This window comes from Mycobacterium hippophais (genome assembly GCF_027529605.1).
Taxonomy (GTDB): Bacteria; Actinomycetota; Actinomycetes; order Mycobacteriales; family Mycobacteriaceae; genus Mycobacterium; species Mycobacterium arseniciresistens.
Genome location: NZ_JAPZPY010000003.1, coordinates 143,748 through 157,609, shown reverse-complemented (window position 1 = coordinate 157,609; position 13,862 = coordinate 143,748). Strand labels below are relative to the sequence as shown.

Below are 13,862 nucleotides of genomic sequence, written 5' to 3'. Positions count from 1 at the left end.
TTCACGCAGGTCGATGCTCTACCTCTTGATCGGTGGGCGTAACGCGACCGTTACTGGCCGGGCGAACTCGTCTGTTGGTCGAAACGACTCACCGCCCGTGTCCAGGCAGACACGGGCGGTGAGATCGATTAGTTAGCCGGTCTGGACCGGCGCGCTGTCAGGCGTCTCGACGCCCTCCGGGCCGGTCTCAGCGGTGCCACTCTCGGCGCCCTCGGGCTGCGCGGCGTTCTGGGTCACCACGAGGTCGCCACCGGGCAGTCCGGCACACACGGTCTGCTCGGTGCCCTCGGCGTCGACGCGGTCGGCCAGGGTGGTCACCTCGGCGACCTCCGACCCGCAGATGGCGGCGGTCTTGGTCGCGGCCTCGTCGGTGCTCACACCCTCGAGGATGGTCTGCTCGGCGACGGCGACGTTCACCAGGCCGTCCGGTGTGTTCTGCAGGGGCTGCGCGTTCGCGGTGCCCAGGCCTGAGGCGATCAGCAGCCCGCCACCCATCAGGGTGCCCGCTGCGACGTTCTTCACGATGCTCTTGGCGTTCGTCATCAATCACTCCTCTCGGATTCGGTAGCAACGGTCCGGTCTGCGACTCGCGTCGCACCAGAGGCAGGGTCCCGCCGACGCCGCGTGGCGCCCGTGCTCCGGGATCGAGGGTTTCGCAGCAGCGGGGCGGAACTCAAGCTCACCGCCGCCGAACCGGGCACACCGTGACACGCCCTAAGTAACTGCTGCGCCGTCACTCCCGCGCACAGCGCCGGCTCGGTTTACTCAGACCGCAGTGTGTGACGGCTCACAAACGCCGATCGCCGAGCATGCACGCGGCATGCTCGGCGATCGGTTTCGCGTCTGTGCGCAGATCAGCGCTTCGAGTACTGAGGCGCCTTGCGGGCCTTCTTGAGGCCGTACTTCTTGCGCTCGATGGCACGCGGGTCACGGGTGAGGAAGCCGGCCTTCTTCAGGGCCGGCCGATCCTCGGGCTGGACGATGATCAGCGCCCGGGCGATCGCCAGGCGCAGCGCGCCGGCCTGCCCGGAGGGGCCGCCGCCGTCGAGGTGGGCGTAGACGTCGAAGCTCTCCAGCCGGTCGACGGTCACGAATGGCGCCTTGATCAGCTGCTGGTGCACCTTGTTGGGGAAGTAGTTCTCCAGGGTGCGGCCGTCCAGGTTGAACTGGCCGGTGCCGGGCACCAGGCGCACGCGGACCACGGCCTCCTTGCGGCGGCCGACGGTCTGGATGGGCCGCTCCATGTAGACCGGCTCGCGGGCCTCGGTGGCCTCGGCGGCCTCGGTGGCCTCGGTGGCCTCATCGGTCACGGCGGCCTCGGTGGTCACGTCTTCGGTCGTTTCGGTCACTGGGCCACCTGCTTGATCTCGAACGGAACCGGCTGCTGCGCGGCGTGCGGATGGTCGGGACCCGCGTACACCTTCAGCTTCTTCTGCACCTGGCGGCTCAGCTTGGTGTGCGGCAGCATGCCGACGATCGCGTTCTCGACGACGCGGGTCGGGTGCTTGACCAGGAGCTCGCCGATGGTGCGCCTGCGCAGGCCGCCGGGGTAACCCGAGTGGCGGTAGGCGAACTTCTTGGTGAGCTTGTCGCCACCGATGGCGACCTTCTCGGCGTTGACGATGATGACGAAGTCGCCACCGTCGACGTTGGGCGTGAACGTCGGCTTGTGCTTGCCGCGGAGCAGCTTGGCTGCTTCGACGGCGAGCCGGCCGAGGACCACGTCGGTGGCATCGATGACGTACCACGAATGCGTGGTGTCACCCGCCTTCGGCGTGTACGTAGGCACAGCGCTTACCTCTTCTTCTCGGGGTTCCCGGTGACCCGGGGTGCCGGTCAGGCGTTGACGGTGAAGCGGTCTCGGCGACCGACAGTGACCCGAGGACTTCGTGCGTACCGCACGCCAACGGAGCAGCTTACCGGTGCACGTCGCCGCAGGTCAAAATGCCCTTTGCGGGTGCCGTGCGACGGGCAGGCGCGGCGATGCGCTAGCGGCCGATGCTGGTCGGGGTCGCGCCGGCGCCCCGGCCCGTACTGCGTTGACCAGCCATTTTTGCACTCAGGGCTGTCGAATCGGCATCGTCACGACCGTCAGCGCAAAAACCAGGGCCCGGCCGTCGAGCGCAGAGAGCTGTGCGGTCCCGCCGGGCTCTCCTCCCAGCAGGACCGCACAGAGTCTGTGATTGAGTGGCGTCACCACCCCCAAGCGCCGGCGGCACTGCGGTCGGTCGCCGCCATGTCGTCGGCGCCGTCGCGGACCGCATTGCCCAGACTGGACAGGATCTCGTTGAGCACCGCGGCCGCCTGATCCCACCGGACCTGCTCGGCCCGATACGCCTCGGCCGCCTCACGCGTCCAGATCTGCTGCAGCGGCGCGATGTGCGAACGCAGTTCGTCGAGCGCCGCGTTCATCCGCGTCGACGTCTGGTGGATCTCCTGACGAACCGTGTACTCGATCTCGTCGAAGTTGTAGGACAGCACCTGATCCATGACGGTTCCCGTTCTCTCAGAGGTTCGTGGCGACGGCGTCGATGCGCTGCGAGTGACCGTCACCGGCGTCGCGCAGCGTCCGTTCGTTGTGCCGGATCGTCTCGGCGATCCTCTGCAGCGCCACATGGAGTTTCGTCGACTCGGCATTCCACCGCTCGACCACGTCGCGGAACCGGGTCGCCGCCACACCACCCCACACCGACGGCGGCACACTGCCCATCCGGCCGATGAAGGACTGCAGCATCGCGCGGGTCTCCTCGTTACGCGCGTCGACCTTGCCCGCCACCGAGGTCATCAGGTCGAAGTCGGTGTTGAGCGCACCACCGCCGGGTGTCGTCATGGGATCGCCTTTCCAGTGTCGTTGTGCGATATCAAGTTCGACGCAGCGCAAAGCAATCCGGTTCCCCTCGATTCCTCAAAAGATCGCATGCGCGGATCGGACGGCCCGGTCGCAGGCGGCTCCGACCTGTCGCTCGGAATCCGGCCGTCCCTGGCACCCGATGCCAATCCGCACGGCGCCGTCGACGAACACCGACCAGGCGATGTGGCGCCCCGGCCGGATCTCGCGGTAGGACGCGACGGGTCGACCTCCCCTGCGCTGGTCAGGCACGAAGTCGGTGAAGACACCGGGTGTTTCGTCGGCCAGCGCGACGCGCAGGGTGTCGGCGACCTGGTCGGGTGTCGTCCCCGGCGCCACGGGTGACTGGGTGAGTAGCAGCGCCGTGTCTGCTTCGTCCGGTGAGTTCACCTGCACCCGCGCCGATCCCGGCCCGTCGGTTATTCGTTCCACGGCCCACATCGCCGGCACCTTGACCGCGACCCTGCCCTCGACCAGCAATGTCTCCGGATCGTCGGGCACCGAATCAACCGGGTCGGCCCGACCGGTGAGCGCAACGCCCAGTCCCGCGACCGAGAGGACCGCGCCACTGAGGACGGCGACGCCGCGGCGGCCGCGACGGCGTGGCGTCGTCACCGCCGAGTCGGCTGATGGTTCGGGCGCGCAGAGGTTCGCGGCAGCGGCCCGAACCGCGCGGCGGTCGACGCGCATCACAACGACTCCGTCCGGTCGCACCGAGTCGGCGATCACAGAACCCAAATCGACCGCTCCCGGCACCTCCGTCGGTGCGTCGATGACGACGGCGCCGCCGATGCCCACCGCGTCGGCCGCCGCCAGACCCACCCGCAGCGGATCGCCGACGCGGGGCACCGCCGCGACATCGTCGCCGGCGGTGACGGCGACGAGGTCGGGACCGATCTCGACCACGGCCGGATCCACCGCGGACACCGCCGCGCGCAGCGCTTCTGCGCGGGTGAGGACCACCACGTCAGTAGCCCACGACTGCGCCGCGGTGCGCACTCGATCGACACGGCGTGGCGGCCACCACGTCGGACAGACCAACACCACCGCCCGCACCGGTCCCCCGGCGGCGAAACGCAGCACGTCGCGCCACAACTCGTCGGTCGGCACCGGCCGCTCCCCGACGAGCGCCAACCCCGAGTCGACGAATTCCAGTGCGGCCAGCGCGCTCTCACTGTCGACGGAGCCGACTCCCGACACCGCCATCGGCCCCACCTCGATCACCGCGGTCACGGCGGCTCAGTCCACCCCACCTGGACGATCTGCTCGTCCGCGGTTCGGGCCAGCAGCACGGCCCGACCGGGCGGGCGGACCGCCGGCCGCACCGACCCGAGCAGCACGCCGTCCTCAGGCTGCACGCTCATCAGAAGGCCCATGGCGCCCAGGTCGCGCAGCTGGGCCAGCAGCGGATCGAACATCGCCCGCGCCGCTCCGCCCGAGCGGCGGGCGACCACGACGTGTAAACCGATGTCCCTGGCGTGCGGCAGGTAATCGACCAGCGCCGTCAACGGATTACCCGCACTCCCCGCGACGAGGTCGTAATCGTCGACCACGACGTAGATCTCGGGCCCCGACCACCACGACCGGTCACGCAGCTGACGCTGTGTCACCTCATCGCCGGGCAGGCGTCCGCGCAGCCGTTCCAGCAGGGCAGGCAGGTGAGCGTCCACCGCGCCCACGGACATCAGGTAGGCCCGGAGGTGGTCGGTCTCCACCACTCCGAGCAGCGTCCTGCGATAGTCGACGATCACCAGTTCGGCGCTTCGCGCGTCCTTGGTGCGCACGATCTCGGCGCACAGCGTGCGCAGCGTCGAGGTCTTTCCGCACCCCGGCTCCCCCAGGACGATGAGATGTGACTGCTCGTCGAAGTCGAGCGTGACGGCCGTGAGTCGCCGCTCGCCGACGCCGAGTACGACCGGGCCGCCCGGAGCGGCTGCCGCGGTGAGTTCGGCCAGGTCGACCCGCGCCGGAAGCAGCCTGATCGGCGCCGCACCCCGGCCGGGGTGACGCGCCCGCAGATACTGCGCACCGTCGGCGAGCGCATCGGCCAGCCCGGCCTGGCCTGCCACACCGTCCAGCCGCGGTAGTGCGATCGTGAAGTCGGCGCCGCCCCGGGTGATCCCGCGGCCGGGTGGGCAGTCGACCAGATCTCGTGCCCGCCTGCGATCCATGTCCGACTCCGCCGGATCGCCGAGCCGCAGTTCGATCCGGGTGCCGAGCTGATCCTTCAGTGCGGGACGGATGTCCGCCCACCGCGATGCGGCGAGGACGACGTGCACGCCGAACGACAGGCCCTGTGCGGCCAGCGCGGCGATGGCGGCGTCGAGGCCCTCGAAGTCCTGACGCACCACCGCCCAGCCGTCCACGACGAGGAAGACGTCACCGAACGGGTCGGCGGCAACCGCCGGATCACCGGCCGCCCGCCTGCGCCGGAACTCCGACACCGAGTCGATGCCCTGTTCGCGGAATCCGACCTCGCGGGCCCGCACCAACGACTCGAGTTCGGCCACCGTGCGGCGGACCAGATCGCTCTCGTGGCGGCCGGCTACGGCGCCGACGTGTGGCAGGGCGTGCAATGACGCCAGCGACCCACCACCGAAGTCGAGGCAATACAGCTGCACGTCGCGGGGATCGGAGGTCGCCGCCAACGCCAGCGCCAAGGTGCGCAGGGCGGTCGACTTGCCGCTGCGTGGCCCACCGACGACCGCCACGTTGCCTTCCGCACCGGAGAGCACGGCGGTCAGTAGATCCCGGCGCTGCTCGAACGGCCGGTCCACCAGCCCGATCGGGACGGTCAGCGCTCCGAGGCCGCCATGGGTCAACAGCTGGTCCAGCGTCGGCGGCTTGGTCAGCGGCGGCAACCACACCCGATGTGCGGGTGCGCCGTGACCGGCCAACCGGTCGAGCACGGTGTCGAGGACGCTGCGGCCCGCGCCCGCGCCGGGCCCGTCTTCGACGGATGGCCGGGGCACCGGCGCTGCGGAGAACGGCACGGCGATCGGTGCGGTCGCCGAGGATCGCACAGGCGCGACAGCCGTACCCGAGACGTAGGCGGTCTGGAATCGGATGAGTTCGCCGGTGGCCGTCCGCAGGTACGCCGCGCCCGGTGCGCCGGGCAGGTGGTGGGCGTCCGGCACTCCGAGCACGGCACGTGATTCGCCGGCGGAGAACGTCTTCAGGCACACCCGGTAGGACAGGTGGTTGTCCAGACCCCGCAGCCGTCCTTCGTCGAGGCGCTGACTGGCCAGCAGCAGGTGCATGCCCAGCGACCGGCCGAGCCGCCCGATCGCCACGAACAACTCCGCGAAATCGGGATGCTGGCTGAGGAGTTCGGAGAACTCGTCGACCACGATCAGCAGGGACGGTAGCGCGGGGAGGTCCGGGCGACGGCCCTTCGCCCGGTGGTACTCGGCGATGTCGGCGAAGTTGCCCGCCGCGCGGAGTGCCTCCTGCCGGCGCGTGACCTCACCGGACAGCGCGTCCTTCATCCGCGCCACCAGATGCGCCTCGTCGGCCAGGTTCGTGATCACCGCCGACACGTGGGCGGCGCGGTCGAAACCCAGGAACGTCGCGCCGCCCTTGAAGTCGATCAGGATGACGTTCAGCCGGTCCGGCGGGTGCGCGACGAGCATGCCCAACGTGAGTGTGCGCAGGAACTCCGACTTCCCCGACCCGGTGGCGCCGATGCACAGACCGTGGGGACCCATCCCCCGGTGCGCCGCCTCCTTGACGTCGATGTGGACGGGTTCACCGTCCTCGGCGACACCGACCGGCACCCGCAGTTGCGCTGCGGCATCGCGGGATCGCCACACGCCGCCGGGGTCGAGGCGGGTGAGTTCGATGCCGACCAGAGCCGGCCAGTCGGTGCGGCTGAGCAATGGGGCGTCCGCGTCGGTGGCCACCGGCCGATGAGGAGCGAGCCTGCGGGCACATGCGACGGCAGCAGCCGCATCCAGACCATCGGCGAGCACCCGTCGGCCGTCTTGGAGTGTGAGGACACCCCCGTCGACGATCCATTGCGTGGTGCCGCGCGTCGTCGTGTCGGCGGCTTCGACGAGGAGCACCGTCACCGCCGCGCCGGTCTGCGAGCGCAACGGTTCCGGAACCTCGGGGACCGCGAGGTCGACGACGATCACGAAGCCGACACAGCCGTCGAGGAGATCGGCCGCCGCATCGCGCGCGGCGGTGACGGTGGTGTACGTCATCCGTGCCGATCCCGCGCCGTCGAAGGTGTCCGGATGCTGGTGATGCGGCAGCCATTTCAGCCAGTCCCAGCAGGGCCCGGTGGTGGGGTCGGTAACCGCGGCGATCCTGACGTGCTCCGGGCCGTGCAGCACCGCCACCTGACACAGCAGGGCCCGCAACAGGGTCCGTACGGCGTCACCCGCACCAGTGACGGCTATCGCGTCGCCGCGGAACAGGTCGACCGCGACAGGCACGTCGGCGACGACGCCGCGGCTTCCGATGAGCCGATCGACCGCCGAGGTGGTCACCGGATCAGGTTCCTCGACGGGCCGTGCGGGAGGCGCGATCAACCGGGTGGACAGCGGTTGGGTCCCCAGCCCGAGGCGGACGTGACCGAAGTCGTCATCGGTGGGTGCACGCTCCCACATCCGCGCGCCACCGGCCAGGGTCCACAGCCCGTCGGGTGACGGATGCCGCCAGTGCGACGATCGGTATTGTGCCCGAGCGGTTTCCGCAGCCGCCCCGTCCAACGCCTGGAGGTACCGCAGATAGTTGCGTCGCCCTTGGTCCAGCTCAGCGGTCCGGGCACCTCGTAGACCGTAGGCCAGTGTGCCGACCAGCGAAAGCACCATCATCACCGGGAACAGCAGATACATCGGGCTGCGGGGACCCGAGGCGCCGGAGGTGAAGTAGAGCACCATCATGCCGCCGGCAGCGACCACCATCGCGACCGGAAGCAGCCGCGCCAGCGGATTGGCCGGCGTCACGTGCGGCACCTCCGGCGGAGGTTGCACGGCGATGTCGCCGTCGGCCACCGCCGGAACTGAGAGCCGCTTCCCTCGGATGAACTCCATCGTCGATCAGACGGCGAGGACGCCGAGCGGGTTCCATCCCCAGGTAGGAAATTTGGCGCGCACCGACGCCCGCACCGTCGGTTACGGTGACATCGCCGACGATCACGGGGGGTGATGCGGTGTCGGATTCTCTACGCCGGATTTCGGTACACAGTGTCGACGGAAATCATCGCGGGACAATTGATCTCGCATTGCCGTCGGCGATGACCATTGCGGAGTTGCTGCCGTCGATCATCGACAGGGTCGGAGCGTCGGGGCCGGATGCACCGATCCGCTGGCGGCTGTGCCGCCTTGCAGGCGCGGCCCTCGACCAGTCGATGAGTCTGTCGGAGGTCGGTGTCCGCGACGGTGAGGTGCTCCTGCTCTCCCGCCACGAGCCGCCGCCACCGGCCTTCAGATCGCAGGACCTCTCGACGGTGGTGGCCGATGCCGCCGCGGGCGGCCCGTCGTCGCGGCTGATCACGTCCGCCGCGACGGCCTGGACTGTCGCCGCCGGTGCTGTCGCAGTGACCTGCGCCGGTGTGTCATCCTCCACTGCAATACATCTCGGCATTGTCGGCGCACTCGCCACCGCGGCGGCCGCGGCGGCGGTGGTCGCCGACCGGACGGGTTCTGACCCGTGGTGGCGCCGAAGCCTGCAGCACGTCGCATTGTTGCTCGCCGCGGTGCTCGGCTACCGGATCGTGCCCGGCGGTCCGGCCCCGGCCAACTTCCTGCTGGCCGCGTCTTCCGTGACCGTGGCATCGATCCTGTTGCTCCGGTTATCTGTTCGGCCGTCTGTGTGGCTGACGGCGGTCGCCGTCAGCGGCTCGCTCATGGCCGCCGCACTGGGAGCCGCGATGGTGTGGGCGGCGCCGACGGCCGTCATCGGGACGATTCTCACCGCGCTCGGCCTCGTCACGCTGAGTTCCGCGGCGCGGTTGTCGGTGCTACTGGCCGGCTTGGTGCCGGCGGGTCAGACACTGGTGGTCGAGGGTGTTGCCGACCAGCGGGCAGCACGAGGGCGGTGGCTTCTCGCGTCCCTGGTGACCGGTGCGTCCGGTGCGGCGCTGGCGGGCGTGCTGCTGGTGGCGGTCGGCGGCGCCGGGGTCGGCGCGCCATGGCCGGTTGACGCCGGCTTCTGCGGGGCAGTCGGCCTGGCGCTGCTGCTGCGGAGCCGGTCGCACGCCGACGGTTGGTGCCGCACCGCCCTGACTGTCTGTGGCATGGGTTGTCTCACAGCGGCATTCGCCGGTGTTTCGGTGGCGATGACGAGTCAGGCGTTCTGGATCGCGGTGTCGACGGTTGTGGCCGGTTCGGTCGCGCTGTCACCGGCTGCACGTTCGGCGGCCGGTCCCGTCGCCGCGCGCGCCGTCGACGCGCTGGAGTACATCGCACTCACCACGGTGGTGCCACTGGCCTGCTGGATCGCGGGCGTGTTCGCCGCGGTCCGCGGGTGGCAGCTGCCGTGAGCACGGCGGGCCGGCTCGTTGCGGCGGTCGTGGTGGGCACCGCCCCACTGATGACGGCTCCGGTCGTCTCAGCGGTGACTCCTCCCGTTGTCGACGACACGTTATTGCCCGCGCCGCGCCCGCCGGCGCCTCCTGACCTGACCGAGCCGCAGGGCGCGTGCCTGGACGCCGCCGACGCCGGCGACACGGTCGGCGGGACAGGACGGCTCGACATGCTCGCGCTGGACGAGGTCCGGCCGCTGACCAGGGGAGCCGGTCAGACCGTCGCGGTCATCGACACCGGGGTGACGCGGCACCGGCTGTTGCCGCACCTGGTGCCGGGCGGAGACTACGTGTCGACAGGCGACGGCACCGAGGACTGCGACGGCCACGGCACGATCGTCGCCGGGATCATCGGCGCCGCAGTGTCGCCCGGGCAGGCAGGCGGCGTCGCACCTGAGGCGTCGATCGTGACGATCCGGCAGTCCAGCAACCGGTTCCGGGCCGTCAATGATCCCGGCGGGTCGGGCTACGGCGACGTCGCGACGTTGGCGATGGCCGTCCGCAGCGCCGCCGACCTCGGCGCGACGGTGATCAACGTGTCGTCGGTGGCGTGCCTGTCGGCGGCGGACGCTCCCGACGACCGCCCCCTCGGCGCCGCCCTCGCCTACGCCGTCGACGTCAAGAACGTCGTCGTCGTGGCCGCCGCGGGCAACGTCGGTGGTGCGGGCCAGTGCCCGGAGCAGAATCCCCCGGCCGACCCGGCCCGCCCGGCCGGACCGGACTGGGAGTCCGTGCGCACCGTGGTGAGTCCGGCCTGGTACGACGATCTGGTGTTGACGGTCGGTTCGGTCGACGCCTCGGGCGCGCCGTCGACGTTCAGCCTGGCGGGGCCGTGGGTCGACGTGGCGGCGCCCGGCGAGGCCGTCGTCGCACTGGATCCCGACGGCGAGGGGCTGATCACCACACTGCCCACACCGTCGGGCGGTGAGCCGATCTCCGGCACCAGCTACGCGGCTCCCGTGGTGAGCGGCGTTGCGGCACTGGTCCGGTCGCGATGGCCGCAGCTGACCGCCCGGCAGGTGATGGCCCGCATCGAGGACACCGCCCGGCGACCGGCGGCGGGCTGGGACCCGGTCGTCGGCCACGGTGTCGTCGACGTGGTCGCCGCCGTGACCGGAACGGCGCCGGCGGCGAACGCCCGCCGTGGCGGACCGGTGCGGGTCGATTCACCGCCGACCGCCGCCGAACCGGACATCCGCCCTCGCCGTGTCGCGGCGTACGGCGCCGCCGTGTGCGTCCTGGTGGCCGCGGCGGTCGCGCTCAGCGCATCAGCCGGGCCCAGGTCCCGCCATCGCGTCGTGCAGGACTGACGCGCGCTCCCTGCTCAGTTCGGGTCCGCGCGGCAACCTCGCCAGCACTGGCCAGGGGGCCCGTGTCGCGGTGGCAGGCAGACCCAGATGCTGCGCGGTCTGTACGTCGCGCACTCCGAACACCACACCGAGATCGTTCACCAGGTAGAGCGGTCCTGCGCTGCCGCCCGACCCGTCGACACCGACCGCGCGCACGAAGAGACTGTGCCCGGCCGGCACCTGCACCGCGTCGAGTCCCGGCCCCGCGCCGTCGGCCTGTGCCAGCGCGACGAGCCCCGGTCCGGACGGGGCGGCATCGGCCCGCCACAGCGTGGTCCCGGCTTTCGGCTCGTCGTCGCCGGCGTGCCATCGCGCACACAGCACTGGTGGGTCGGTGACCGTCATGCGCGCGGGAAAGGTTGCGACGGGCAGTGTCTCGACCGACGGCGCGGCTGCGAGCGCCGTGGCGGCGATCGTCGGGATGTCGCGGTGCGGCTGGGTGACCGTGAGACGGATCAGGTCCGCGGTGACCTCCCCGATGCGTTGCACACCGTCGGTCAGCACGACGTAGTGCTCGGCAGCCTCGGCGCGCGCCAGTCGCACCACGGTGCCGACCGGATACCCGCCGAGCGCCGCCGGCCCGGCGGATCCGGTCCCCGGGATGGTGGGCGCGACGATGGGCGGGTCCTCGGGGATGGCGTCGAGCAGACTGCGTGACACCGGCCGCGGCGTGCGGCCGTCGAGCCGTAACGCCCGGGTGACGGCACGGTCGCGCAGGTCGACCTGCGCGCGTCGACCGGCGTGGAGCAGGTATGTGGTGGCGGCGCTCTCGGCCACGGGGGCGACCAGCACCGCGTCGGCGTTGCCGAACGGCGCCGCGTCTGCGGGTGAGCCCACCCGCACGATCGTCCGGTCCGCGGAGTCGCAGACGTCCCAGGTTGATTCGGCCGCCGGCAAGGCGGTGCCGATGGACGTCGGTGCCCCGGCGATCCCGACCATGGGGCCGCGGCGGGCCGAGGCGACCGCCTGGTCGGTCACCACCGTCGGGTCGTCAGCTGCGCCGGCAACCAGGCGTGCGGAGGCAAGGTTCGGCACCGGGTGGATGGTGTCACCGATCCGTACGTAGAGGGCGCCGGACTCCCGGACCGTCACGATGGTCGCGCCGTCGATCGCACCCTGTGGTCTCAGGAACGCGAGAACGGCACACCCGGCGATCGCGATCACCGCCAGCACGGCGCCGGCGGTCAACGAAAGTGACTGTGCACGTAGCGGATCGTCGAGCATCCGGACGTCCCCGCGTACCAGCGCATGCTGCATCCGGCGCGTCAGGAAGCGGTGTGCGCTGACCTGCAGCCGAGTGGTCGTGCGTTCCCGTGATTCCGCCATGGCATCCCCCGGGGAGAGCCTAACGGCCTGCGGCCCAACGCCATGTCACCAATCTCGGCGCAGCGGTCAGCGCCAGCGCGCCCACACGTAGGGCACCAGCGCGCGCAGGAAGTCGAGGTCCGGTCCGGGCTCGGCCTGGGCGAAGGCCTGCTCGAAGTACTCCTCGGCGACGAGCAGGATGCCTTCGGCGTATTCGCGGGTGAACGCGATGCTGCCGTAGTCGTCCATCAGCCGCCGCACCGCGGTCACCTGCTCGGCCGTGCGTTCGGCGCGGGTGCGCCGTAGATAGTCGCGCACCAGCAGCTTGTCGGCGCCGGTGGCCGACGACATCAGATGCACCAGCGGCAGCGTGCGCTTGCCCTCGAAGAGATCCCCGAGGATCTCCTTGCCGTAGGTGGCCTCGTCGCCGACCAGGTTGAGCAGGTCATCGCGGATCTGGAACGCCGCGCCGAAGTGGAAACCGAAGCGCACCAGGGGCCGCAGGTCCGCGGTGCCTCGCGAACCGATGATCGCTCCGACCCGCAAGGGATGGATCGTGGTGTACCAGCAGGTCTTGTGCATGATGAGGTTGAGGCAGTCCTGCGGGTCGAGGTTCTCGACGCCGTCACGCTGCCAACCGATCTCGATGGCCTGTCCCTCGAGGGTGCGCAGGGCCATGGTGTCGAACTCGCTCCACACCAGGTCGGCCAGGTCCCGGTCGAGTCGCCGGGTGGCACGCCGCAGCACCTGCCCCGCCACGATCGCCAGCCCGTCGCCGGCATTGAGTGCAGCAGCGAGCCCGTGACTCGCCGACAGCGTGGGCCGGCCCCGGCGCATCTCACTGCCGTCGGCGATGTCGTCGTGGACCAGGAAGGCGTTGTGCAGCAGTTCGATCGCCACACCGACACCAAGGAGTTCCTCGGTGGGAGCCCCGAACGCCCGCCCGGCGGCCAGGCACAGGGCCGGGCGCAACGCCTTGCCCGGGCGCGATGGATACTCGCGCATCGGCCCGTAGAGCCAGTGCACCGGTTCCCCGTCGGGCATGGCGTCGAGCATGGTGCGACGGACCGCCCGGCCGACCTCGCGCAGGGTGGCTTCGACATTCTCGACCAGGTCGAGCGCGTCGGCGGTGTCGGTCATTCCCGCACCGTCAGCATCATCGACAGCCACAGGTCCGGGTGATCGTCGACAAGAAGAGTGCCGCGGTACACCCCGGGCGGCGTGCCGTCGTGTACCTGCACGGTGACCACTGTCCCGTGGCTGGTCCGCGGTGGCAGGGGTACCGACCGGCGGTCGAACGTCACTTGAGCCGCGGCGACGCTGTGTCCGGTGTGACCGAGCAGCTCGCTGCTGCGCAACCGGACCTCACCGAGGTCGTCCGGACCACCGTTGTGCAGCCATACCTCGGCGTGAGCCGCACCCGCGCCGGTGACAGTGAGGTGAACGGTGTTCGACGGTTGGCCGCCCACCACGTCGAGGGTTGCAACGCCACCCGCGGCGGCATTCGACGTGCCGACGTTCGGCGCAATTTTCGATATCAAGTTCTGCCATGCCGAGAAGAGGCCATCGACACGCGCGTCGGGTGCAGCGTTTCGCGTTGTCGCCGTTGCGTCGTCGGATTCGTCCCGTGCGCCGGATGACTCGCCCTCAGCGAACACCGTCACGAAACGGTCGACGAGTTCTGTTGCGGCGCGCAGTCCTTGGGACTGCACCGCCCCCAATGCCCGCGCATTCGCTGCCGGGTCGAACACCGCTGCCCAGGGCAGGTCGAGCAGGGTGCTGTCGTCGCCCAATCCACGCTCGGCCAACTCGCCCCCCGATCGCCGTT

Annotated in this window: 12 protein-coding genes; 2 read left to right on the top strand and 10 right to left on the bottom strand. The window is 70.6% G+C overall.

The window, feature by feature from the left end:
- Positions 1–132 precede the first annotated feature (132 nt).
- From O6P37_RS09320 to eccCa, 7 genes are all read right to left on the bottom strand, one after another.
- Positions 133–543, bottom strand: a complete 411-nt coding sequence (locus O6P37_RS09320) for a hypothetical protein (RefSeq protein WP_269893787.1) — start codon at positions 541–543, stop codon at positions 133–135.
- Positions 544–854: 311 nt separating this feature from the next.
- Positions 855–1,328, bottom strand: coding sequence for a 30S ribosomal protein S9 (rpsI, locus tag O6P37_RS09315; protein WP_408633145.1), 474 nt, complete (start codon positions 1,326–1,328; stop codon positions 855–857).
- A gap of 17 nt (positions 1,329–1,345) precedes the next feature.
- Entirely contained in the window at positions 1,346–1,789 is a 444-nt protein-coding gene (rplM, locus tag O6P37_RS09310; protein WP_264011164.1) for a 50S ribosomal protein L13, read from the bottom strand.
- A gap of 404 nt (positions 1,790–2,193) precedes the next feature.
- On the bottom strand, positions 2,194–2,490 hold the full coding sequence (locus O6P37_RS09305) for a WXG100 family type VII secretion target (RefSeq protein ID WP_269893786.1): 297 nt from the start codon (positions 2,488–2,490) through the stop codon (positions 2,194–2,196).
- 16 nt (positions 2,491–2,506) lie between these two features.
- Positions 2,507–2,830 (bottom strand): WXG100 family type VII secretion target, encoded by a 324-nt coding sequence (locus O6P37_RS09300; protein ID WP_269893785.1) that lies wholly within the window; start codon positions 2,828–2,830, stop codon positions 2,507–2,509.
- A gap of 75 nt (positions 2,831–2,905) precedes the next feature.
- Complete coding sequence (locus O6P37_RS09295; protein ID WP_269893784.1) at positions 2,906–4,081, bottom strand: type VII secretion-associated protein; 1,176 nt, start codon at positions 4,079–4,081, stop codon at positions 2,906–2,908.
- Entirely contained in the window at positions 4,078–7,887 is a 3,810-nt protein-coding gene (gene eccCa / locus O6P37_RS09290) for a type VII secretion protein EccCa (RefSeq protein WP_269893783.1), read from the bottom strand. Before eccCa ends, O6P37_RS09295 begins: the two co-directional genes overlap by 4 nt.
- A gap of 86 nt (positions 7,888–7,973) precedes the next feature.
- Here eccCa and eccD point away from each other — a divergent pair, with 86 nt between their 5' ends.
- Together eccD and mycP are read left to right on the top strand one after the other, a co-directional pair.
- On the top strand, positions 7,974–9,338 hold the full coding sequence (gene eccD, locus O6P37_RS09285) for a type VII secretion integral membrane protein EccD (protein WP_332909783.1): 1,365 nt from the start codon (positions 7,974–7,976) through the stop codon (positions 9,336–9,338).
- A 50-nt stretch (positions 9,339–9,388) separates the two neighbouring features.
- Positions 9,389–10,690, top strand: a complete 1,302-nt coding sequence (gene mycP, locus O6P37_RS09280; protein WP_269894153.1) for a type VII secretion-associated serine protease mycosin — start codon at positions 9,389–9,391, stop codon at positions 10,688–10,690.
- On the opposite strand, the gene eccB is transcribed toward mycP, so the two are convergent.
- From eccB to O6P37_RS09265, 3 genes are all read right to left on the bottom strand, one after another.
- A complete protein-coding gene (eccB, locus tag O6P37_RS09275; RefSeq protein ID WP_269893781.1) occupies positions 10,649–12,055 on the bottom strand; it encodes a type VII secretion protein EccB in 1,407 nt (468 codons plus the stop codon). The two genes, mycP and eccB, sit on opposite strands and share 42 nt — an antisense overlap.
- Before the next feature lie 66 nt (positions 12,056–12,121).
- Positions 12,122–13,174 (bottom strand): polyprenyl synthetase family protein, encoded by a 1,053-nt coding sequence (locus tag O6P37_RS09270; RefSeq protein WP_269893780.1) that lies wholly within the window; start codon positions 13,172–13,174, stop codon positions 12,122–12,124.
- Positions 13,171–13,827: a hypothetical protein gene (locus tag O6P37_RS09265; RefSeq protein WP_269893779.1), complete on the bottom strand. Its 657-nt coding sequence runs from the start codon at positions 13,825–13,827 to the stop codon at positions 13,171–13,173. Before O6P37_RS09265 ends, O6P37_RS09270 begins: the two co-directional genes overlap by 4 nt.
- Between the last annotated feature and the right edge of the window lie 35 nt (positions 13,828–13,862).

Excerpts from the sequence above, each read along its gene's own strand:
- O6P37_RS09320 (WP_269893787.1), bottom strand. The coding sequence starts at position 543 with ATGACGAACGCCAAGAGCATCGTGAAGAACGTCGCAGCGGGCACCCTG.
- O6P37_RS09305 (WP_269893786.1), bottom strand. The coding sequence starts at position 2,490 with ATGGATCAGGTGCTGTCCTACAACTTCGACGAGATCGAGTACACGGTT.
- O6P37_RS09300 (WP_269893785.1), bottom strand. The coding sequence starts at position 2,830 with ATGACGACACCCGGCGGTGGTGCGCTCAACACCGACTTCGACCTGATG.
- eccCa (WP_269893783.1), bottom strand. The coding sequence starts at position 7,887 with ATGGAGTTCATCCGAGGGAAGCGGCTCTCAGTTCCGGCGGTGGCCGAC.
- mycP (WP_269894153.1), top strand. The coding sequence starts at position 9,389 with ATGACGGCTCCGGTCGTCTCAGCGGTGACTCCTCCCGTTGTCGACGAC.
- eccB (WP_269893781.1), bottom strand. The coding sequence starts at position 12,055 with ATGGCGGAATCACGGGAACGCACGACCACTCGGCTGCAGGTCAGCGCA.
- O6P37_RS09270 (WP_269893780.1), bottom strand. The coding sequence starts at position 13,174 with ATGACCGACACCGCCGACGCGCTCGACCTGGTCGAGAATGTCGAAGCC.